The 21,378-nt window shown below is 36.3% G+C and carries 20 protein-coding genes and 1 other annotated feature; of the genes, 15 read left to right on the top strand and 5 right to left on the bottom strand.

The features are described 5' to 3' along the window. Positions 1-6: 6 nt before the first annotated feature. The 5 genes from BQ5367_RS00400 to BQ5367_RS00380 all read left to right on the top strand — a co-directional run bounded on the left by BQ5367_RS00400 (position 7) and on the right by BQ5367_RS00380 (position 3,729). A complete protein-coding gene (locus BQ5367_RS00400; RefSeq protein ID WP_071440624.1) occupies positions 7-438 on the top strand; it encodes a peptidylprolyl isomerase in 432 nt (143 codons plus the stop codon). A gap of 2 nt (positions 439-440) precedes the next feature. After that, entirely contained in the window at positions 441-788 is a 348-nt protein-coding gene (locus BQ5367_RS00395) for a hypothetical protein (protein ID WP_071440623.1), read from the top strand. Between the two features lie 3 nt (positions 789-791). After that, positions 792-1,160, top strand: a complete 369-nt coding sequence (locus tag BQ5367_RS00390) for a hypothetical protein (protein ID WP_071440622.1) — start codon at positions 792-794, stop codon at positions 1,158-1,160. Between the two features lie 112 nt (positions 1,161-1,272). Further along, positions 1,273-2,616, top strand: a complete 1,344-nt coding sequence (locus tag BQ5367_RS00385) for a hemolysin family protein (protein ID WP_071440621.1) — start codon at positions 1,273-1,275, stop codon at positions 2,614-2,616. 111 nt (positions 2,617-2,727) lie between these two features. Then, positions 2,728-3,729 (top strand): hypothetical protein, encoded by a 1,002-nt coding sequence (locus BQ5367_RS00380; RefSeq protein WP_071440620.1) that lies wholly within the window; start codon positions 2,728-2,730, stop codon positions 3,727-3,729. An 80-nt stretch (positions 3,730-3,809) separates the two neighbouring features. Here the strand turns inward: BQ5367_RS00380 and BQ5367_RS00375 are convergent, their stop codons facing one another. From BQ5367_RS00375 to BQ5367_RS00355, 5 genes are all read right to left on the bottom strand, one after another. Continuing rightward, positions 3,810-4,535: a TrmH family RNA methyltransferase gene (locus tag BQ5367_RS00375; protein ID WP_071440755.1), complete on the bottom strand. Its 726-nt coding sequence runs from the start codon at positions 4,533-4,535 to the stop codon at positions 3,810-3,812. 248 nt (positions 4,536-4,783) lie between these two features. Further along, complete coding sequence (locus tag BQ5367_RS00370; protein ID WP_071440619.1) at positions 4,784-6,187, bottom strand: IS4 family transposase; 1,404 nt, start codon at positions 6,185-6,187, stop codon at positions 4,784-4,786. A 15-nt stretch (positions 6,188-6,202) separates the two neighbouring features. Then, a complete protein-coding gene (locus BQ5367_RS00365) occupies positions 6,203-6,397 on the bottom strand; it encodes a hypothetical protein (protein WP_071440618.1) in 195 nt (64 codons plus the stop codon). Positions 6,398-6,580: 183 nt separating this feature from the next. Continuing rightward, positions 6,581-8,416 carry a translational GTPase TypA gene (typA, locus tag BQ5367_RS00360; RefSeq protein WP_071440617.1) on the bottom strand — a complete coding sequence of 612 codons (1,836 nt, stop codon included), beginning with the start codon at positions 8,414-8,416 and terminating at the stop codon, positions 6,581-6,583. A gap of 361 nt (positions 8,417-8,777) precedes the next feature. Beyond that, on the bottom strand, positions 8,778-10,061 hold the full coding sequence (locus tag BQ5367_RS00355; RefSeq protein ID WP_071440616.1) for an IS30 family transposase: 1,284 nt from the start codon (positions 10,059-10,061) through the stop codon (positions 8,778-8,780). A gap of 190 nt (positions 10,062-10,251) precedes the next feature. On the opposite strand from BQ5367_RS00355, the gene BQ5367_RS00350 reads away from it, so the two are divergent. The 10 genes from BQ5367_RS00350 (at position 10,252) to BQ5367_RS00305 (ending at position 21,370) form a co-directional block, all read left to right on the top strand. Next, on the top strand, positions 10,252-11,550 hold the full coding sequence (locus BQ5367_RS00350) for a polysaccharide deacetylase family protein (RefSeq protein WP_071440615.1): 1,299 nt from the start codon (positions 10,252-10,254) through the stop codon (positions 11,548-11,550). A 74-nt stretch (positions 11,551-11,624) separates the two neighbouring features. Then, positions 11,625-12,170 carry a LysM peptidoglycan-binding domain-containing protein gene (locus BQ5367_RS00345; protein ID WP_071440614.1) on the top strand — a complete coding sequence of 182 codons (546 nt, stop codon included), beginning with the start codon at positions 11,625-11,627 and terminating at the stop codon, positions 12,168-12,170. Positions 12,171-12,198: 28 nt separating this feature from the next. Next, positions 12,199-12,393: a binding site (T-box leader), on the top strand. A 30-nt stretch (positions 12,394-12,423) separates the two neighbouring features. Continuing rightward, positions 12,424-12,951, top strand: coding sequence for a GNAT family N-acetyltransferase (locus BQ5367_RS00340; RefSeq protein ID WP_071440613.1), 528 nt, complete (start codon positions 12,424-12,426; stop codon positions 12,949-12,951). Continuing rightward, positions 12,929-15,544, top strand: a complete 2,616-nt coding sequence (locus tag BQ5367_RS00335; protein WP_071440612.1) for a valine--tRNA ligase — start codon at positions 12,929-12,931, stop codon at positions 15,542-15,544. Before BQ5367_RS00340 ends, BQ5367_RS00335 begins: the two co-directional genes overlap by 23 nt. Positions 15,545-15,617: 73 nt before the next feature. Further along, on the top strand, positions 15,618-16,877 hold the full coding sequence (locus tag BQ5367_RS00330; RefSeq protein WP_071440611.1) for an L-cysteine desulfidase family protein: 1,260 nt from the start codon (positions 15,618-15,620) through the stop codon (positions 16,875-16,877). A 9-nt stretch (positions 16,878-16,886) separates the two neighbouring features. Then, positions 16,887-17,930, top strand: a complete 1,044-nt coding sequence (locus BQ5367_RS00325) for a zinc-binding metallopeptidase family protein (protein ID WP_071440610.1) — start codon at positions 16,887-16,889, stop codon at positions 17,928-17,930. A gap of 1 nt (position 17,931) precedes the next feature. Continuing rightward, on the top strand, positions 17,932-18,738 hold the full coding sequence (locus BQ5367_RS00320; protein ID WP_071440609.1) for a GNAT family N-acetyltransferase: 807 nt from the start codon (positions 17,932-17,934) through the stop codon (positions 18,736-18,738). Positions 18,739-18,803: 65 nt separating this feature from the next. Next, positions 18,804-20,297: a glycerol kinase GlpK gene (gene glpK / locus BQ5367_RS00315; protein WP_071440754.1), complete on the top strand. Its 1,494-nt coding sequence runs from the start codon at positions 18,804-18,806 to the stop codon at positions 20,295-20,297. Between the two features lie 89 nt (positions 20,298-20,386). Further along, the gene (locus tag BQ5367_RS00310) at positions 20,387-20,812 is read left to right on the top strand and encodes a hypothetical protein (protein ID WP_071440608.1); all 426 of its coding nucleotides are present in this window, start codon (positions 20,387-20,389) and stop codon (positions 20,810-20,812) included. Between the two features lie 66 nt (positions 20,813-20,878). Further along, on the top strand, positions 20,879-21,370 hold the full coding sequence (locus BQ5367_RS00305; protein WP_071440607.1) for a Gx transporter family protein: 492 nt from the start codon (positions 20,879-20,881) through the stop codon (positions 21,368-21,370). Positions 21,371-21,378 lie beyond the last annotated feature (8 nt).

The raw sequence follows: 21,378 nt of genomic DNA, 5'->3' as shown, positions 1-21,378 counted from the left end.
ATGAAAATGATTAAAGGAAGCATTACGATGGAAAATGGTGAAGTTTTGCCATTTGTTTTATATGATGAAGAGGCCCCAATTACAGTTGCAAATTTTGTGAAGCTGGTGAAAGAGGGTTATTATGATGGTAAGACATTTCATCGTGTCATTAGCGGTTTTGTAAGTCAGGGTGGCTGCCCTTATGGAAATGGAACAGGTGATTTAGGCTATACGATTCCTTGCGAGTGTGATAAGAATATTCATAAACATCTTCAGGGAACGATGTCGATGGCTCATCGTGGAAAAGACACAGGATGCTGTCAGTTTTTTATCTGTCATGCACCACAGCCACATCTTGATGGTGTACACACGGTTTTCGGTCAGGTTACTGACAATATTGAAGCAGTGCTGGCAATGCGTGGTGGTGATGTGATGAAAAAGGTTGTAATTGAGGAATAGGTATGAGAGATTTTAGATATATTGGTTATCCTTTGTTTATTACTTTGATAAGTGCTCTTTTGTATCAGTTAGTAGCAACTTATATTACCGGTAGTATTCGAGATACATTGTTGATTTTGATTCGGGTGATCGCATTGTTTTTATTTGGTATGTCGCTGAATAAATCAACGCGTCGTCATATGAGCGTTTGGAAGATCGTTGTGGCAGTCGTAGTTACGATATTCCTTTTGCTGTATGAATTAGGAGCCTTCTATTTGCCATATTTGAGCACGGTTTTAGCGTTCTTTGGTGTAGGTGGTTTCTTTATCTGCATGCTTTATATTTTATGCGGATATCTTTTTGTGGATTAGGAAATGAAAGATTTTTTTAAGGTTGATTTGGAATGTCCTTACTGCCACAAGACATTTCAATACAATATTATTTCATATAAAGCTCGATGCGAATGTCCTCATTGTGAATACAATCTGATCGTTCGTACGAAAATGTCGATGATGGTTTTTTTGTCAATATTTGGTTTTATCTTATTAGGAATGATAAGCCAGATATTGGGTTTAAGCCGCTTTGGAGATCTTTTTAATTTAGTTTATTGGATCGTGGGCTGTCTTCTTTATGTAGCTTTAGCCTATAAGCTGGTATGTAAGTTAAGAACACCAAAAAAAGTCTATATCGTTGATATGGAAGATCCAACAGTGCTTGAAAGAGAAAAAAGGCGTCATAAATAAAATCTTAAATATTTCACATTAAATGATGTGAAATATTTAAGAAATATAAATTTATAATTGATAATTATAAAATATACGATATAATAGAAGTCAAAAAGGAGAGATTATTACTTTGGATACCATACCCTATCAAATATTGTTACAGGTTGTATTGATTTTATTGAATGCTTTTTTCGCAGGAAGCGAAATTGCTTTATTGTCACTGAATACTTCAAAGCTGAAAAAGCTTGAAGAGGAAGATAACGATAAGTATGCCAGTCGTCTTTTAAAGCTGGTGGAAGAGCCGAATAACTTTTTATCGACGATTCAGATTGCAATTACTTTATCTGGATTTTTAGGAGCTGCTTTTGCAGGTACTAATTTTTCTGTTTATATTGTAGACTGGATTTATTATGGATTAGGTTTTACTGCTCTTTCTGTAGGTACTCTGGATTCGATTGCGACAGTAGTCGTAACGATCATACTTTCTTATTTTACGCTTGTTTTTGGAGAATTGGTGCCAAAACGTATCGCAATGCAGAAAAGTTATGAATTTGCGAAAATGACAAGTTTCGTCATTGCGACAATCAGTAAGATTATGAGACCAGTAGTTGTTTTCTTAAATTTCTCTGTAAATGTTATCTTGCGTCTGCTTCATTTGAATACTCAGGCAGAAGAGGAAAATGTTTCTGAGGAAGAAATTCGTTTGATGATTGATTTGGGTGGTAAAAAGGGAACCATTGAAAACGAAGAGAAGGAATGGCTTGAAAATGTTTTTGAATTCAATGATACGAGTGCAAAGGATGTCATGACACATGTTTTAGATGTTGTCTTTATTTCTGTTCATGATTCAAAGGAAGAGGTTCTTGAAACGATAAGAGAAACAGGATTGTCTCGTTTTCCATTAATTGATGAAGATGTCAATGATGTCCGAGGAATTCTTTATTCCCGTGATTTTCTTCTTAATGAAGCACTGGGTGAAAATAAGTCATTAGAGGATATGATGAAAGAGGCTTATTTTGTTCCTGAAAGTATTCGTACAGATGATCTTTTTAATCAGCTTCAGAATAAAAAAGTTCATATTGCGATTGTTGTTGATGAATATGGTGAAACAAGCGGTATCGTAACTTTAGAAGATCTTTTGGAAGAAATTGTTGGTAATATTTATGATGAATATGACCCAATGGAAGAAGAAGAAATCAAACAGATAGATGATCATACATACCGTATTGCCGGAAATGTATTGATTGAAGATATCTTGGATCAGACGGGGATTGAAATACCTGAGGATGAAGATTATGATACGCTGGGTGGTTTTATTTTTGCACAGCTGCAGGAAATCCCAAGCGATGGCAGTATCTTAGATCTTGATTTTGAAAAATATTCTATTCATGTAGACCAGATTATTGATAAACATGTGGAATCATGTGTCATTATCTTAAAAGAACAAAAAGAAAAAGAAGAAAGTGAAGAATAGTTAGGATTCTTATATTATATAGCGATATCAGCTGGATATCGCTTTTTATATGTAATGATGAAATTAGAGGTCATTTGAAATATGATAGAGGAAGTGCTACAATGATTTTTAATGAAAGGTAAAAATACGTATTATATCACACATAATGTATTATTAAATTTAAATACGAGCAGGCTTATCATTTATCGTGAATTATGGAATGAATTTTCATGTGGTAAAGAAATCAGCGAAAGTCATTTATTAGAAATTCAAGATAGATGCGGTGTCTCCAGGAGTCTTTTTCTATATGATGATGAAGCATGTTATAAGTTTTCTGAATTTGCCATTACATTTGATGTAATGGCAAATCATATAGAAATTAAGATAAATCTTGTAGATTCTTTTGATGACAGGGTAAATGAGTTTTTGCTGAATGAAAAATGGTCAAGAAATAAGTCGAAACAAAGATATTTAAAAAAAGTATATTCCTATCATGAAATTGAAATCCTTATGGACTCTTTATATAGATTTTTGACGGGTGCGAAAGAAACGGCTTTATCACTTGATGAGATCATAAAGAAGATAGGTCATAAAAGAAAGAGGTTTCATGACTGGACTGCCTGGATTAATTTTCGGGGCTGTTATGCATCTGATACTTTTAGTCAGTACTATGATGTATATATGACGCTTTTTAAAGAGTTTAGAAAAAGTGTTGAATGGGGTGGAACTCCGATAAGAGTAAATGATATTTTGAATGCTTGTAAAGAAAATCATGTTTATCATGAAGTGTTTATAAATGATGCTTTAGAAGATGGAATGATTCGTATTGTTGATGATAAGACTTATTCATTGACAGGACATGCTTCAACTATTTATTCTTCTGTTGAAAACAGATATTCAGAAAAAAGGATCGCAATTATTTTGAGAAAGAAAAATGATAAGATTAGATTATTGATGGGTGATAATAGTTTATATAATAAATCATTAAAGAATGAAATAAAAAAAGATTCGCTTGATATTGCGAATCATTGGTATGAATTGAATTCAAGTGAACCAGATAAAATAGAAAACAAAGTTATAGAGATCATAAAAAGAATCGGAGTTAGTAATGATTTACATTTGTTAGATTCATAAAAGAAAGGGAATATCTTTTTGATCCCATGCAGGTACTTGAATCAGTGATGCAATGCTCATGCTTCATTAAAAAAGATCGTTTATCTTTTATCACTTCTTTGTCTAAATGCTTCAAAGGCAAGAATGCCGGCAGCACTGGCTCCATTGAGTGCATTTTTAAAATCATTGGCATAGGGGATATAAATATTTTGATCAGAGAGGGCAAGAAGCTGTTTGGAAAGTCCTCTTTTTTCACCGCCAAAAGCAAGAACAAAACCCTGTGCATAATTAGCTTGAGTATAAGAAATGGCATCTTTACGCATAGCACAATATAACGGTAGTCCTTGTTTTTTTAATTTGCTGACAAGAGCTGGAATATCATCGCTCACAATAAGATTGATATATTCGCTTGCTCCAGCACTGCTTTTAGTTACGGTAGTGACAGCGGTGGAATAGTTGCGCTGAGGAACGATCAGTCCATTACAGCCGGCAGCATATAAACAACGGCAGATATAACCAAAGTTAAAAGGATCTTCAATACCTTCTGCAATCGCATAAAAAGGATCATTCATTTCTTCAATGGTTTGATATTGTCTTTCACCTGCAAAACCAATCAAGCCGCCATGTGTTTTTCCTTGAGCTAATTCTTCGATTTGTTCTCTTGAAACTTTATGAATGGGTACATTTCGCATATTCGCTTGTGTGAGGATAAAATGAGTATCTTTATCCTTTTTTTTCTTATCGACATAGATTTCATAAACTGTACGACGATTTGCCATTAAGGCCGCTTTTACTGATATATTTCCTTCTACTAGATATTTTTCCATAAAAGTATTATATACAAAAAAGGATGGTTTTTCCATCCAATGGCATGAACTTAAGAATAATTTAGTTTCTTAAGTTTGTGCTTTTTTATTATTATGATCTAATCAAAAACAAACACGAAAAAAAAGCGTAAAAAAACCCCTATCGAAATTTATGAATTTTAAAAATTTTCAGTTGTTTTTTATCTCATGTTGTTTTATCATTAAACTGATGATGGAAAAGAAATTTTCCTATACTACAGGAAGCCGGATTAATGATTGGTGGTCACAAATCCGGTTTTTCCTTTTGCTACCGGCGGATTCCTGCGCCCGTCTATTCTATGCTTTGTCCTTGGTATGCTTTTTAAAAATTTGTTCCATCTCTTGTAATGCCGCCCCTTCCTGACAGGAATTTTTTCTTTTGATCCTGCTGCTATGATTTTATCTAAAATTTCATCTGCGGACTGTTTTTTAAAGCTTGTCATGAAATTATTATGATGAAGTAAATTGATAATATGCCTGTTGTTTGGAATATATTCATATTTGCATTTGTCATTCTGCCTGATTCTTTTCCTTGATTCTGTAAAAATTATCTGTTCCATGTTATAGAAGATGACTTTCCCCATTGTTTCATTAATGATGCCAATTGGATGATGCGTGTTGTACTGTTCAATATCCAGATTGTTTTTTAGAACGTCATATGCACCTTCCACATTCCATCTTTCATGATGATATAAATCAACAATATTCGACAGATCGAATTTATCATCAAGATTTGTGAAATATTGAGTTTCGACAGTGATTTCCCGTTCCTTCTTTTTATTTTTTTCAATGTATGAATATGTTCCTTTTATAACACGTATGTCCATTTCCGGATTTTCAATAATGGATGTTCTGATTTCATCATCTTTGATTCTTCTTATCCATGCTTTGTCAAATTTAATATGAATATGGAAATCCTTTTCTTCTTTATGCTTTTCAATATAATGCTTGAAGAAATTTTTCTTTGCCCGAACGATGTATTTGATATGATGCTTTTCACAGTATCTGAACAATTCTGCTGAACCATAGTATCTGTCTGCCAGCAGAATTATTTTTTTATGCCTGAAAAATTCCTGCAGCTTTTTCAGGTGTTCAAAAAGAAGCGGAATCTCGGATGTCCTGTAATGAGAAATAGAAAAATCCAGAATGACCCTGTTAAGCACATCATAGATCATTGAAACTTTTGCCTGCGGCTTTTTGATATCCTCTATCTTCATTTTTGAAGTCTGATGACCGCCAAAGCAATGGTTCAGAACGATATGTGGCGGAAGATCAAGAAATGAACCGTCAACGGCAACGATTATATAATCTTTGATATTGAGAAGCGGCAGCTCATTATATATTTCATTTCGGAATCTGTCCATGATAGAGTCCCATACATCATAGTTAAGGATTGAGATTCTCTTGATCATGGCCTGTCTGGTGGGAATATCGAAATTACCCAATGCCCCAAAGTAGGAAACAAGATCTTCCGAAAGCACATTATGATTTCTGAAGATAAGGTAACCCAGCAGATTATCAAGAGAAATTTTACGTTTTCTGGTAAAGGAGCCATGAAGGATCTGCGCATTTCCAACAAGTGACTTATCATGAATGATGCCCGACAATACAGAGATAGCCTGTTGAGCCAGCATAGTCTTTACTACAGATCAGTCGTCATAGACAAGACGAGGCTTCTTTTTTGCGAAGGCAGCTTTAATATAGGGAACCTGATCATCATCAAAAAGTCCAAGATTTCTGACTGTACGATGCTTTACCTTTCCATCTTCACGATAAGATTGAACAATTGAGATAAAAGAGGTATGTGGGCGTCCTCTATTGTTTTTTACAACTTTTACAAACATAACATCACCGTCCTATACTACAATTATACAATTAAACATTTATATAATAAAGTGATATTAAATTTATCCTATACTACAATCTGAAAAAATATGAAATTCTATCCAAAAAAAAGGATATATAATAAAAAAGCATGAACTTAAAATTATATCTTAAGTTCATGCCATTGGATGGTTTTTCCATCCTTAATCAATATTTTCCTCTTTTACCTGATGACGATATAACTGTTTACGTTCAAATGGTGTCAAACCTTTCTTTCTTAAACGAATCGTATCAGGAGTAATCTCAACCAATTCATCATCGTTGATGAACTCGATAGCTGATTCAAGTGTCAACTGTTTTGGCGGTGTTAGCTTCATTGCTTCATCAGCACCGCTGGAACGAATTGCTGTTAATTTTTTATTCTTGATTGGATTGACCTCAAGGTCATTATCACGAGAACTCATACCTACGATCATACCTTCATAGACTTCAGTCTGTGGACTGATAAAAAGGGTTCCTCTTTCTTGAAGATTCCATAGTGCATAAGTCATGGCCTTACCTGTTTCTGTAGAAATCATGGCACCATTAGCACGCTGCATGATCTCACCTTTATATGGCTCATAGCCATCAATACGGCGTACCATCGTTCCTTCACCACGTGTATCATTAATAAATTCGCTGCGATATCCTAAAAGTCCACGAGTCGGTACTTTATAAACAATACGAGAATAACCATTTTCTTCTGAAAGGTCAACCATCTGACCTTTTCTAAGATTTAATTTATTAATAATCGTTCCTTGATATTCGCTAGGTGCAATAGCGATTACCTCTTCAACGGGCTCAACGACCTTACCATTTTCATCTCTTTTCAAGATTACTTCAGGCTTGCTGACAGCGACTTCATATCCTTCACGACGCATATTTTCAAGTAAAATCGTAATATGCAATTCACCACGCCCGCTGACCTTAAAGCAATCTCCGCTTTCAGTAGGTTCTACACGCAATCCTACATTTACTTCCAGCTCTTTTTCAAGACGTTCTTTTAAGTTACGAGATGTCACAAATTTACCGCTTCTGCCAGCAAAAGGAGATTTATTTACAATGAAGTTCATAGATAATGTCGGTTCTTCAATTTTAATCATTGGCAATGGTAAAAGATGCTCTCTTTCACAGATCGTTTCACCAATAGAAATATCACTAATACCGCTGATTACGGCAATATCGCCACAACTGGCTTCAGATACAGGAACTCTTTTAAGTCCTTTGTATACAAAGATTTGGGAAATCTGACGGTTTCTTGAATGTCCGTCACTATCACAAACGGCAATGTTCTGTCCTTCTTTAAGCGTTCCAGAATAAATACGTCCAATTCCTAGACGTCCAATATATTCATCATATGCCAGATTTGATATTTGCAGCTGTAAAGGTTCTTGTGATTTATCAGGATAAGGTGCAGTATGTTCAAGAATCGTCTCAAATAATGGTTCAAGATTTTCACCTTTATCCTGAGGATCTCTAACAACGATACCTTGCTTCGCAATCCCATAAAGAATAGGAAAATCCAATTGCTCGTCAGTAGCGTTTAATTCAAGGAAAAGTTCATAGACTTCATCAACCACTTCTTCAGCCCGCTGATCCTTTTTATCAATCTTATTAATGAGAAGAATCGGCCGTAATCCCATTTCTAATGCTTTAGAAAGCACAAAACGTGTTTGTGGCATAGGGCCTTCAGCACTATCAACTAATAAAATAACGGTATCTACTGTTTGAATGATACGTTCTACTTCACTAGAAAAGTCAGCATGTCCAGGCGTATCTACAATATTTATCTTATAGTCTTTGTAGTTGATACTACAATTTTTGGAATAAATCGTTATTCCACGTTCACGCTCAAGATCATTGCTATCCATAACGCAATCCACAACTTCTTCATTGCTTCTGAAAACATGGCTTTGATTCAGAAAGGCATCTACTAGAGTTGATTTACCTGCATCGACATGAGCAATGACCGCCAAGTTAATAATTTTTTCTCTACTCATTGTTCTCACCTACACTTTAACTGTGCAATTATACTACCAAGTGAATTTAAATACAATCATTTTCCTTAGGAATTGCACAAATTTGTTTTATTTATCGTCTAACGATTTATTTTAACATAGGATAGTTTAAAAATAATGGTTAATTTTTAATGAAGTTTCCGTTTTTAATGAAACTTCCGTTTTAAAGGATAAATTTGAATAAAATTCCTGATAAATCTATTCAAAATCTAAAGAAAATGATATGATTTATATGAAAAATGAGGTCATTTTGAGCGCATGAAAGCTCGGTTTCAAAACAAAAGTTTTCTTATTTGTTCTGAAATTTCCGTTTTATGGCTATAAGAACCGGCTCAAAATCTCGTTATTTGTCTAAGTGTTTGAGAGTAATCTTCTTGGTGGGAAGAATTCGAAGGTTATTCAGTTCAAACACTTTTTTATTGAGTAGATTCACGGTACAGGATAGAGGAGATTGATAGTTCAGACTTCCTCTTGGATAATTATTGACCTGCAGGGATACATGATCGATCGTTTTCTGTCCGAAACGGTCCATATCCCTGCCTTTCGGTATCATTTCTCTGAAATGCTCATGGTTCTTCTCGCATTTGCCTTTCTGTTCGCTTCTCCGTGCATCGCAGTAGAAGACTCTTGTCAGAACTTCGCCGCTGTCGGGATCTGTTTCTATGCTTATGGGATCTCTATTCTCCTTGCCTCTGTCAGTGAGGATACATCCAAAGGTTTCCTTAAACAGATCATTCCCAAGATGCTTTCTGATTCCGTCAAAGATTCGGGAGACTTCCTCTATGCAGATCGCAGAGATCTTGAAATAAAGCTGAAGATTTGTCTTGGTGAACAGAAGCGAGAGGACGGCAGAGCCTCCTTTCTTTCCTTCAAGCGTATCCATCTGCCAGAGATTTGCGGATGGATTCTCAAGAATAAATCTCGCAAAGTCCTCAAAAGTTCTTCCCTTGAGATAGTCATATTCCATCGGATTAGCCTTAGGCTTGTCGGTGGTTCTTGGCTTGTAGCGTACCTTCCGTTTCAGATCGATGTTCTTAACGCTTAATAGATTCTGATCGATATAGCGGTAGACGGTGCTTGGCGCAATGGAAAGCCCGTGAACGTGAAGAATAACTTCAATGGAATGACCTTTTCTGACACCCTCGGAAATGATCTCATCGAGTTCTTTTAGTTTGATTTCATCAGCCTTAGGACCTTTCTTATGAAGAGAAATATTATCCCTGTATTCGTTATGGGCAACTTGAGCCTTATAATAAAGCTTCGGGAGATGGCAGGATCTGATAGAATCGCATCCGTTGCATACCAGAGGGAAGCGGCGGATAGATTTGCAGTCAGGGAGTTCACAGAAATCAGGACAGATAGAGTCGCAGTGCACATGGGAACAGTATTTGCACAGTCCTGAATCACAGTCGCTGCAGAGACGGACTTTCTTACATTTGTCCTGAATACCGCATTTGTTTCTCTGATTCTTACGGACAAAGAGCTGACGATGAGATTTGATTTCATAAGCGATGCCACGAGGATCACGATGAAGTTCGGAAGCGATATCACAGAGTTTTGTACCTTCATTAAGAAGGGATTCAAGAATCTGACGCTGTTTAAGAGATAGCTGGCTGCCTTTACACATAATGACACATCCTTTCTTTAATTGAGACGAGCCAGTTCTTACACTTATATTTTACCAAAACGGAAACTGTTATGAAAATAGGTACTTAAACGGAACTTCCAAAATAATGGTTTAAAAATAATTAAAATAGATTTATAAAATAAATTGCTTTTACTACATATATCTTGTAAAATATATGTTGGTGATAAAAATGGAAAAAGTAAAAAGAAAAAGAAGAATAAGGATCGGACGTTTGATGCTTTTGATCGTAGGGATCCTTTTATGTGCCTTGCTTTTGATTGGCGGTGTCTTTGCGATAAAAAACCTGTTTAAAAAAGATATTATAGCAGCTGAATTTGCGAATGCGAAAACAGAACTGAAATTAGAGGATGATTCTATCAATAATCAAGTATATGAAGAAAAGGATCCTGATTCTGATGAAATGCTGATTTATGCATTGCATCTTCCAACATTTTCAAATAGTGATGCCCAGCAGAAACTGGATGCCTTTGTAGAAGAAATTAAAAACGAAAAAGCGAGGGTTACTCATATTGATTATGAAAGCAACAGTGCTTTTTCACAGTATAAAAGCTATGTCATCACTGCAACGACGTATGCGGATTTAGATGGCTTGAATCCTATTAATCCGCAGACAACCAAACAGTTATATATTAGTTTTGATCAAGATAAAATGATCGATATTGAAGATTGTATTCGTATGAAAGCGATTCGTCAGCAGGCGAAAGATCATTCGTGCGAAACAGCAAATGTATTATTAAAGAAAATCACAGAAGAAGGGCTTGTGCTGAATGTAAATGGTGAAGATGTAGATTTTGGCTATGATGAGAATAATACGAGTTTTGTAATGGATAATCAAAATATTCCAAGTATCCTAAAGTATGATAAGATTGAAGTTGAGAAAAGAGAAATTGATCCAAATAAACCGATGATCGCATTTACTTTTGATGATGGACCAGCACCTGGAAATACCGAGCGAATCTTAGCGGCGCTAGAAAAAGTCGGTGGTAGAGCCACTTTCTTTGAATTAGGTTATCTGATGGAGACTTATCCGGATACAGTGCGAGCAATTGTAGAAAGTGGCAGTGAAGTGGCTTCCCACTCTTATGATCATACCTATGACTGGATGAATGGAATGTCTCTTGAAACTGCTGTGGCTGATTTAGATAAAGTAGATGATATCTTTTTCTCACTTACGGGCCAGGATATTTCTTTATTCCGTCCGCCTTTTGGCGCAAGCATTAAATCATTGAGTGATACGATCACAGAGAAAATTGTCTATTGGGATGTCGATACGAGAGACTGGGAAAGCAAGAATACAGAAAAAGTTATTGAAATGTGTAAGAAATACACATATAATGGTGCGATTGTCTTATTCCATGATATCCATGCCACAACGATCCCGGCAGTAGAACAGCTGATTGAATATTATGATTCACAAGGTTATCAGTTTGTGACAGTCAGTGAATTATATGAGGCGAAAGGAAAATAAAATGAAGGGTTGTCATTGACAACCTTTTTGTATATTCTTTTTTGATTTTTCATACAGTATAGGGGAGGACTGTTATGAAAACGATGAATGTTGAAAAAAGAATTTTAACGGAAGAAAAAATAGACCAGTTATTGAATTTGAACGCACAGGAAAATTTAAAGATTCAAGATGAGCATGATGGAAAAAGATGTATAGGTTATGTTGATTTAAAAGGGCAGTATATGCATGAGGGAATGATCTTTGATTTTCATGAATTAATTGAATGTGATATTTTTGCACCTATTTATAAGTGTACAAGTGATGAATTTAAGGTATCTTTAGCTGATGTTAATGGAGTAGCTGATGAGGGAATTCTGGTGAATCTGACGTTTGATATTGAAGGATTGAATGAAGAAGATCAGATGACTTATGAGGATGAGGAGCTGGATCTGATGGGATTAGAAGATCTTTTTGAGGAAAATGAAAATTTATATACGAATTGTACATTGATCATTGCGAAAGAAAATGATTCGTATGATACGATTGCTCAACGTTTTAATGTTACAGTAGATGAACTTAGAAGAGCGAATAATGATATTCATATCAAACCGAAACAATGCATTTTGATTCCTAAGGGTTGAAAATTAAAGAAAATTTTGTTATCATGTGATAAATGCGATGAAGAGAAGGATTTATTTGGAGTTGTGTAGAGAGCTTTGGGGTGGTGAAACGAAGCCAATGAAAAATAAATTGTAGTCTTGGAGCTGTCTTTCTGAGCTGAGTAGGAGAGAACGTTACTTGCGTTAAAAGATCAAGGCACAATTTTGTGTAAATAAAGGTGGTACCACGTTAAGCGTCCTTTGAGGGCGCTTTTTCTTGTATTGGAGGGGTGGAATGGAAAAAAGGATTCTTTTAAGAAATATGAGAAAAGAAGATACACAGGATCTTTTTGAAGTTTTTTCTGATCCCCAATCAACGAAATATTGGCTAGGACGCTGTGATACGATGGATGAGCTAAAGAGAATGTTGAAAGTGGAATATTTTTCTTATCTTAAGCGGGGATTATCACCACCAAAAGTGATTGTTTTAGATAAACGTGTCATTGGTGTCATTAATTTTAATGAAGAATTCGATGGTATCGGAAGAATAGGTTTTATTCTTAATCGCTTGTATGAACATCATGGTTATATGAAAGAAGCTTTAGAGATGTTTATGCGTGAGGGCTTTGAGAAATTAGGATATCATCGCATTGAAGCACTTGTTTTTCATGATAATGAAAAAAGTGCCAGAACACTTAAAAGTGTTGGTTTTAGCTATGAGGGAACGATGCGTTCCTATCTGAGATATCAGGGAAGATTGATCGATATTGATTTATTCAGCAGGCTAAGGAGGGAATATGATGAAGAAAGAATTGTCGGCTAAATATGATCATCATAAAGTAGAAAAAGACAAATATGAAACATGGTGCAAGAAGGGTTATTTTACAGCAGGAGATAAGTCGAAAGACCCATTCTGTATTGTGATTCCACCACCAAATGTTACTGGGAAGCTTCATTTGGGTCATGCGTGGGACAATACGTTGCAGGATATTTTAGCACGTTATAAACGATTGCAGGGCTATGATGTTTTATGGGTACCGGGTATGGATCATGCGGGTATCGCAACTCAGGCTAAAGTAGATGCACGGTTGAAAGATGAAGGAATCAGCCGTTATGACATCGGTCGTGAAAAGTTTTTAGAGAGAGCCTGGGAATGGAAAGAAGAATATGCTTCTCATATTCGTGAGCAGTGGGCAAAACTGGGTCTTTCCTTGGATTATACAAGAGAAAGATTTACTTTGGATGAAGGATTAAGCAAGGCTGTTAGAAAAATCTTTGTTGATTTATATCATGATGGTTTGATTTATCAGGGAGAACGTATTATTAACTGGGATCCACAGGCTCGTACTGCTTTATCCAATATTGAAGTTATACATAAGGAAATTGAAGGGGCAATGTATTACTTCAAGTATGAAGTAGTGGAAACCAAACAAAAGCTGGTTATTGCGACAACACGTCCTGAAACGATGTTTGCTGATCAGGCTGTTTTTGTTCATCCGGATGATGAACGTTATCAGGATATCATCGGCATGCATGTAATTAATCCGGCTAATGGTGAAATTTTGCCGATCATGGCGGATGATTACATTGATATGAGCTTTGGTACAGCAGTTATGAAATGTACGCCGGCACATGATCCAAATGACTTTTTATTGGCAAAGAAGTATCAGTTAGCGATGCCGGTATGCATGAATGATGATGGTACGATGAATGAACTTGCACATAAGTATGCAGGAATGGATCGTTTTGAATGTCGTAAAGCACTGGTGGCTGATTTTGAAAAAGCAGGTGTTGTCGATCATATTGAAAAGCATATGCATCAGGTAGGTCACTCTGAAAGAACAGGTGTGATCGTTGAACCATATCTTTCGAAGCAGTGGTTTGTAAAGATGAAACCTTTAGCAGATGCGGTATTAAAAAATCAGGAAAATGAAGATACGAAGATTCATTTTACACCAAAACGTTTTGAACATACTTTCCAGACATGGCTTGAAAATATTGAAGACTGGTGTATTTCCAGACAACTTTGGTGGGGACATCGAATTCCAGCATGGTATCATAATGAAACAGGTGAAATCTATGTTGGTATTGAAGAACCAAAAGATATAGAAAACTGGCATCAGGATGAAGATGTATTGGATACCTGGTTTTCTAGTGCTTTATGGCCGTTCTCTACGCTTGGATGGCCTGAAGAAACAGAGGATTTAAAACGTTATTATCCAAATGATACGTTGATCACAGGATATGATATCATTTTCTTCTGGGTAGCTAGAATGGCTTTTCAGGCACGATATGCGACCCATTCAAGACCATTTAAGGATGTTTTGATCCATGGCTTGATTCGTGATGCCCAGGGCAGAAAAATGTCAAAATCATTAGGAAATGGTGTAGATCCGTTAGATGTGATCGATCAGTATGGTTGCGATACGCTGCGTTTCTTCCTGACAACAAATTCAACACCTGGACAGGATTTACGCTTTATCAGTGAAAAAGTGGAAGCAAGCTGGAATTTTATCAATAAGATTTGGAATGCCTCCCGATTTGTAAGCTTATATATGGATGAAGATCTGACTTTAGAGGATCTTGATCTAAAAGATGCATCAATTGTAGATAAATGGATCTTAAAACGTTTTAATACTGTTTTACAGTCTGTAACCTCTAATATGGATAAATATGAGTTTGCACTGGTAGGTAATGAACTTTACAGTTTCATATGGGATGATTTCTGCAGCTGGTACATTGAATTAAGCAAGGCTGCTTTAAATGGGGATGATGTAAAAGCTAAAAAGGCTGCAGTTTCAACGCTTGTATCAGTATTGAGCGGCATCGTACGTATGATTCATCCATTCATGCCATTTGTGAGTGAAGAAATTTATGGTATCCTGCCAGGAAAATATGAGTCAATTAATGAGGAAAGCTGGCCTCAGCCATTTGATGTAGATATGAGTGAAAGTGAAAATGAGATCGGTCAATTGATCACGATGATTCAGGCGGTACGTGAAATTAAGACACAATATCATTTGAAACCGAGTACGCCGGTTGATGTTATGATCTGTGATACCAGGGGTGAGCTTATATCTAGAAATGAAGAGATTGCTGCAATCTTAGAGCGGATGTGTAAGGCAAACTGGCTGAATGAGCGTATCGAAGGGGAAACAGTTTCACGTACGATCTTAAAAGGAACTTTAGAGATTCTTTTGGCGGATGTCGTAAATGTAGAAGAAGAGATTACGAAATGTGAAAAAGAACTTGAACGATTGACAAAAGAAATCCAGCGCTGTGAAGGTATGCTGAATAATCAGAATTTTATCAGTAAGGCTCCGCAAGCGAAAATTAATGCGGAAAAAGACAAATTAACAAATTATCGTGAACAGTATGATCTGACACAGGCAACTCTTATGAAATTAAAAGGTTAGGCAGAAGTATCTGTCTAACCTTTTCTTATAAGAAAAAAAGTGATAAACTATTATACAGTTAGGAGTTGTGTTTATGGAAGAGTATAATGCATTGATCAATATTTTAAAAGATGAGCTGGTTCCGGCTATGGGATGTACGGAGCCTATCGCTTTAGCTTATTGTGCCAGCTTATGTGCAAAGGTACTGGATGAAGAGGTCATTCAAGTCAAAGCCTGTGTAAGTGGTAATATCATTAAAAATGTAAAAAGTGTAATCGTACCTAATACAGGCGGTTTAAAAGGGATTGAAGCAAGTATTGCCGCAGGTATCTGTGCAGGAGACAGCGATCTTGTATTGGAAGTTATTTCTAAAGTTGATGAGCAGGGCAGGACAAGAATGCGAGAGTTTTTAAAACGTGATTGTATTGAAGTAACGCCGTTTAAGACCCGTGAAGCTTTAGACATTAAAATAGAATGTATCGGTGAGCATCACTGTTCAACTGTTCGTATTTCACAAAGTCATACTCATGTTGTATTGATTGAAAGAGATGGCAGCATTCTTTTTGAAGATCATACCAAAGAAAAGAAAAAAAAGAGTGATTACAGCATTTTAAGCGTAGAGAAAATCGTTGAATTTGCAAATGAAGTCAAGATCGAAGACGTAAAGGAAGTGCTTGAGCGTCAGATTCGTTATAATATGAGAATTGCAGAAGAAGGATTAAAAAATTCTTATGGTGCGAATGTAGGAAAGCTATTATTAGATATTTATGGCGATGATGTGAAAATCAAAGCTCGTGCTTATGCAGCAGCAGGCAGTGATGCTCGAATGAGCGGCTGTGAAATGCCAGTGATCATCAATTCAGGAAGCGGTAATCAGGGAATGACAGCTTCTTTGCCAGTCATCATATATGCGAAAGAGATGAAAGCTAGCGAGGAATTGCTTTATCGTTCTTTGGTGGTCAGCAATCTTATCACAATTCATTTAAAATCAGGAATAGGAAGGTTATCTGCTTATTGTGGAGCAGTGAGTGCCGGCTGTGGTGCCGGTTGTGGAATAGCCTATCTGAATGGCGGTAATTATGAACTGATCGCCCATACTCTTGTAAATGCGATTGCGATTGCTAGTGGTATTGTCTGTGACGGAGCCAAACCTTCTTGTGCAAGTAAAATCGCAGTTGCTGTTGATGCGGGTATTATTGGCTATTATATGGCTATAAAAGGTCAGGAATTTAAAGATGGCGAGGGACTCGTTATAAAAGGTGTTGAAAATACCATTCGTAATATATCCCGTCTTTCATCAAAAGGAATGAAAAAGACGGATCAGGAAATCATAGATATGATGTGTAAATGTTAGGAGAAAATGATGAATCAGAATTTTTTGGAAGAAATGTTAGAAACTTGTTCAGTGAGCGGACATGAAGTTGAACTGCAAAAAAAAGTAATAGATTATATGAAGGATGTCAGTGATGAAATTATTACAGATGTGACAGGAAATGTCATTCAGGCAGTGAATCCTGAATCTTCAACGAAGGTGCTTTTATGCGGTCATATTGATGAAATCGGTTTTATTGTGACAAATATTCAAAATGATGGTTCTTTGAAGATAACCAATGCCGGAGGAGTACGTGCAATTTTGTATCTAGGAACTCATGTTCAAATCAAAACAAAAAAAGGAATGGTCAATGGTGTTGTTATTACAAATTCTGCATTGACAAAGAAAAGTGATCTCACTTGTGAAGATCTGACGATTGATATTGGTGCTTCTTCAAAAGAAGAAGCGATGCAATATGTCAGCGTAGGGGATTGTGTTTGTGCATCTACCAGTTATAAATATCTTGTTAAGGATCGTATGGCAGCTAGAGCAATGGATGATCGTATTGGTGCTTTTATTGTATTAGAAGCGATTCGCAAGGCTAAGGAAAAAGGATGTCAGATTGGTGCATATGGTGCAACGACAGTTGGCGAGGAAACAACGATGCGGGGTGCTTATTGGGCAAGTCAAAAGGTAAAACCAACATGTGCGATTGCAATCGATGTGACATATACCAGTGATTATGAAGGTGTGAATGCTAATGTGACAGGAGAGGTAGCTTTAGGAAAAGGGCCTGTATTATGCCACAGTTCTATCGTGAATAAAAAGATGAATGAATTACTAGAGGAATGTGCGCAGAAATTAGGTATTCATCTGCAGTATGAAATCGCTAGTGGCCGTACAGGTACAGATGCGGACAAGATTCATTTCACCAATGACGGTGTACCTGTAGCTTTGGTTTCTATACCACTGCGTTATATGCACTCATCTATAGAAACATTGTCACTACAAGATGTACAGGAGATCATTGATCTTTTAGCACAATTTTTATGCACATTTGATGAAACTGTAAATTTAGATCCGCTGAAGGGGTAAGATGGTCAGAGTTGTTGAAGATGTGCTGGAAGTGTTTGAGTTTGCCTGTGAGATGAGTATTTCTAAAAAATCGATTTATCCTGGATGTGATTCTATTTCAAAAATCAGGCAGCTGATTCAAAAAGGCATTGAAAATGAAGATGATTTTGTACTTGGTTTTTTTGAAAAAGATATTTGTCAGGGTGTTTTTGCTTTTTGTCATGAACCTGCTGATCATTATCTTGAATTGACATTAGGCTTTGCTTTGAACAAGGCTGTATGGAAAGATTTGATGAACTATCTTCATGAATATTATCAAAAGTATGAACTTTATGTGATCTGTGCCAGCGTCAATGAAACTCTTAGAGAAGTATTGAATGAAGAAAGCGGTTTTTTTCAAAATGAACAAATTGAAATGCAGCTTCATAAACCCAGTTTCAAGGAAACAAAGACACTGGTTCATCTCATTGAAGAAAAGGATAAAGAGCCTTATATTGCCATGCATAACAAGGATGGATGGTGGACTGGTTCACGTATATTAGAGAGGGAAGATCTGTTTCAGGTTTATATCGCTGAAGATGGAAATGAGATTGTTGGCTATCTTGATCTTCATGTTAAAGAAAAAGTTCATCATGTCTTTGATTTGCTTGTAAAGGAAGGGCGTCGAAACAAAGGAATTGGCAGAGCCTTGATGCAGAAAGCCATGATGGAAAGTCAGGATGGTTTAAGTCTTGAGGTTGACAGTGAAAATGAGATTGCTTATGGTTTGTATAAAAGCCTTGGCTTTAAAGATGGATTAAGGAAAACTACAGTAATTGTAAAATGTTAGGAAAGCTTTGCTTTCCTCTTTTATTTGTAAACGTTTTCAATTATAATGATATTGAGGTGACATATATGACTCAATATATATGTGCCATTGATCAAGGCACAACAAGTACTAGAGCGATTCTTTTTGATAAAGAAAGCCAGATGATCGCAGTTGCACAAAAGGAATGTGAAAACTATTATCCAAAACCAGGATGGGTAGAACAGAATGCGAATCTTATTTATGCCAGTGTCATTGCAGTAATTAATGAAGTGGTGGCTAAAAGTAATATTCAAATGAGTGATATTGCAGCTATCGGCATTACAAATCAGCGTGAAACAACTATTGTATGGGATAAAAAGACCGGACAGCCGGTTTCTTTCGCAATCGTCTGGCAGTCAAGGCAAAGTGATTCTTATTGTGTAGAAATGAGAGAAAAAGGATATGAAGATTTCTTTTATAAAAAATGCGGACTTGTTTTAGATCCCTATTTTAGTGCTTCAAAGATCCGTTATATTTTGGATCATCTTGAAAATGGTCAAAAAAGGGCTGAAGATGGGGAACTTTTATTTGGAACGGTAGAGAGTTTTCTTATCTGGAAATTGACAGGCGGCAAGGTACATATCAGTGATGTTTCTAATGCTTCAAGGACGCTTTTGATGGATTTGGATACTTTAAATTGGGATGATGAATGCTGTCGGTTGTGGAATATTCCAAAATGTATGCTTCCGCAAATTAAAGGAAATAGTGAGATTTATGGGTATACCGCAAAAGGGCTTTTGGGAGATGTTCAGATTCCGATTGCCAGTGCTGTGGGTGATCAGCAGGCGGCCTTATTTGGACAGACCTGTTTTGAATCAGGCAGTGTAAAAAATACATATGGTACAGGCTGCTTTCTGTTAATGAATACAGGGAATAAGATCATTCACTCGAAACAAGGACTTTTGAGCTGTGTGGGATGGAAGATCCATGATGAAGTAAATTATGTCTTAGAAGGCAGTGTATTTGTAGCTGGAGCGGCTATCCAGTGGCTGAGGGATGGCTTGCAGATCATTCGGACTTCTGGAGAAACAGATTCTCGTGCTCGTCAGGCAGCTAGTAGTGATGGAGTCATTGTTGTACCGAGCTTTACAGGATTGGGAGCTCCTTATTGGAAAGCGCAGGTTAAAGGAGCTATGTTTGGCTTAACCCGTGGAACAAATCAAGAACATATTATTCGAGCTACTTTAGAATCCCTTGCATATCAGACGAATGATGTCTTGATAGCAATGTGTGAAGATTCACAGATGGATATTTTATCCATGCAAGTTGATGGAGGTGCTAGTAAAAATGATTTTTTGATGCAGTTTCAAAGTGATATCTCTAATACAGTTATCCGACGTTCACTGATATCAGAATCAACTGCATTAGGAGCTGCTTATCTAGCAGGATTAGCAGTGGGGTACTGGCATGATAAAGAAGAAATTAAACTGTATCACATGATTAAAGATCAATTTGAACCTCATATGAATGAAACTGAGCGAAAAAAAAGACTTGAAAGATGGAAAAAGGCTATAGAGGGTGTTATTTATTTTGGCAACTGATATTTCAAGCAATCATGTTACCTCGCAAAAATCTTGACAATTGTCTAAAATTTATATATAATGGACTAACATGCGAGGAGGTGTGATTAATGAAAAAACTATCAGCATTATTATTAGCAATTGCTTTAGTAGGTTGTTCATCAAATACAGAATCTGAAGTAAAGACTGCTTCTATCGAACATGAATTGGAATCTGGCGAAAAGATACTGGTTGATGTTGAATTGGATGGAGAAGGTTTGATTTCAAAAATTTCGATCGATGAAACTTATAAAGATAACGATGGAAATGCAACAACGAAGAAGGAAATAAAAGAAGACTATGGCATGAGCAAAACGGGTAAAGTTGAATGGTACAAGCAGATTGAATCATTGGAAGAAAATCTGATTGGTACTGATGGAAGCTTTGAAGTTGATGCAGAAGGCCATGCAACTGATGAAGATATCCTGGCTGGATGTACAATTGGTCTGACAGATATTGAAAAAGCAGTTGAAGAAGCTGTTGCAGCTGCAAAATAGTAAATAAAAGGAAACGAAGTTTCCTTTTTCTTTAATTTCATGTATAATAAATTTTGGGAGTGAGCTATGAATAAGACAAAAAAAATGACTACTTTGGCTATGTGTATCGCTTTAGCAGTGATCTTCCATATGATTGAAAGTCAGATTCCATTTCCATCACCGATTCCCGGTTATCATTTTGGATTAGCAAATGTTGTCGGACTTGTTGTATTATATAAGTTTAATGATGCCAATATGATGATGGTGAATCTATTGCGTGTGTTATTTGCTAGTTTATTAAATGGAATGATTTTTAATTATGTTTTTTGGATGTCATTATGTGGTGTGTGCTTATCGACGATTTGTGCCATTCTACTAAAAAAAGTAAGCGGGTTAAGCTGTGTAGGTATTTCAGTAGCCAGTTCTGTTGCTCACTGTGTTGGCCAGATTTTGGTAGCGCTTGTTTTATATAATCAGGCGCTGATGATCACCTTTTTACCGTATTTGTTAATTATGAGCATTCCAACGGGAATCGTGACGGGTAGCATTGCGGTTATGGTGTTGAAGAGGCTTAAGTAGGAGGTTAT

It is taken from the genome of Traorella massiliensis, from assembly GCF_900104665.1.
Taxonomy (GTDB): Bacteria; Bacillota_I; Bacilli_A; order Erysipelotrichales; family Erysipelotrichaceae; genus Traorella; species Traorella massiliensis.
Note: the sequence above shows the minus strand (reverse complement) of the source record. Positions and strands in the feature narration are given on the sequence as shown.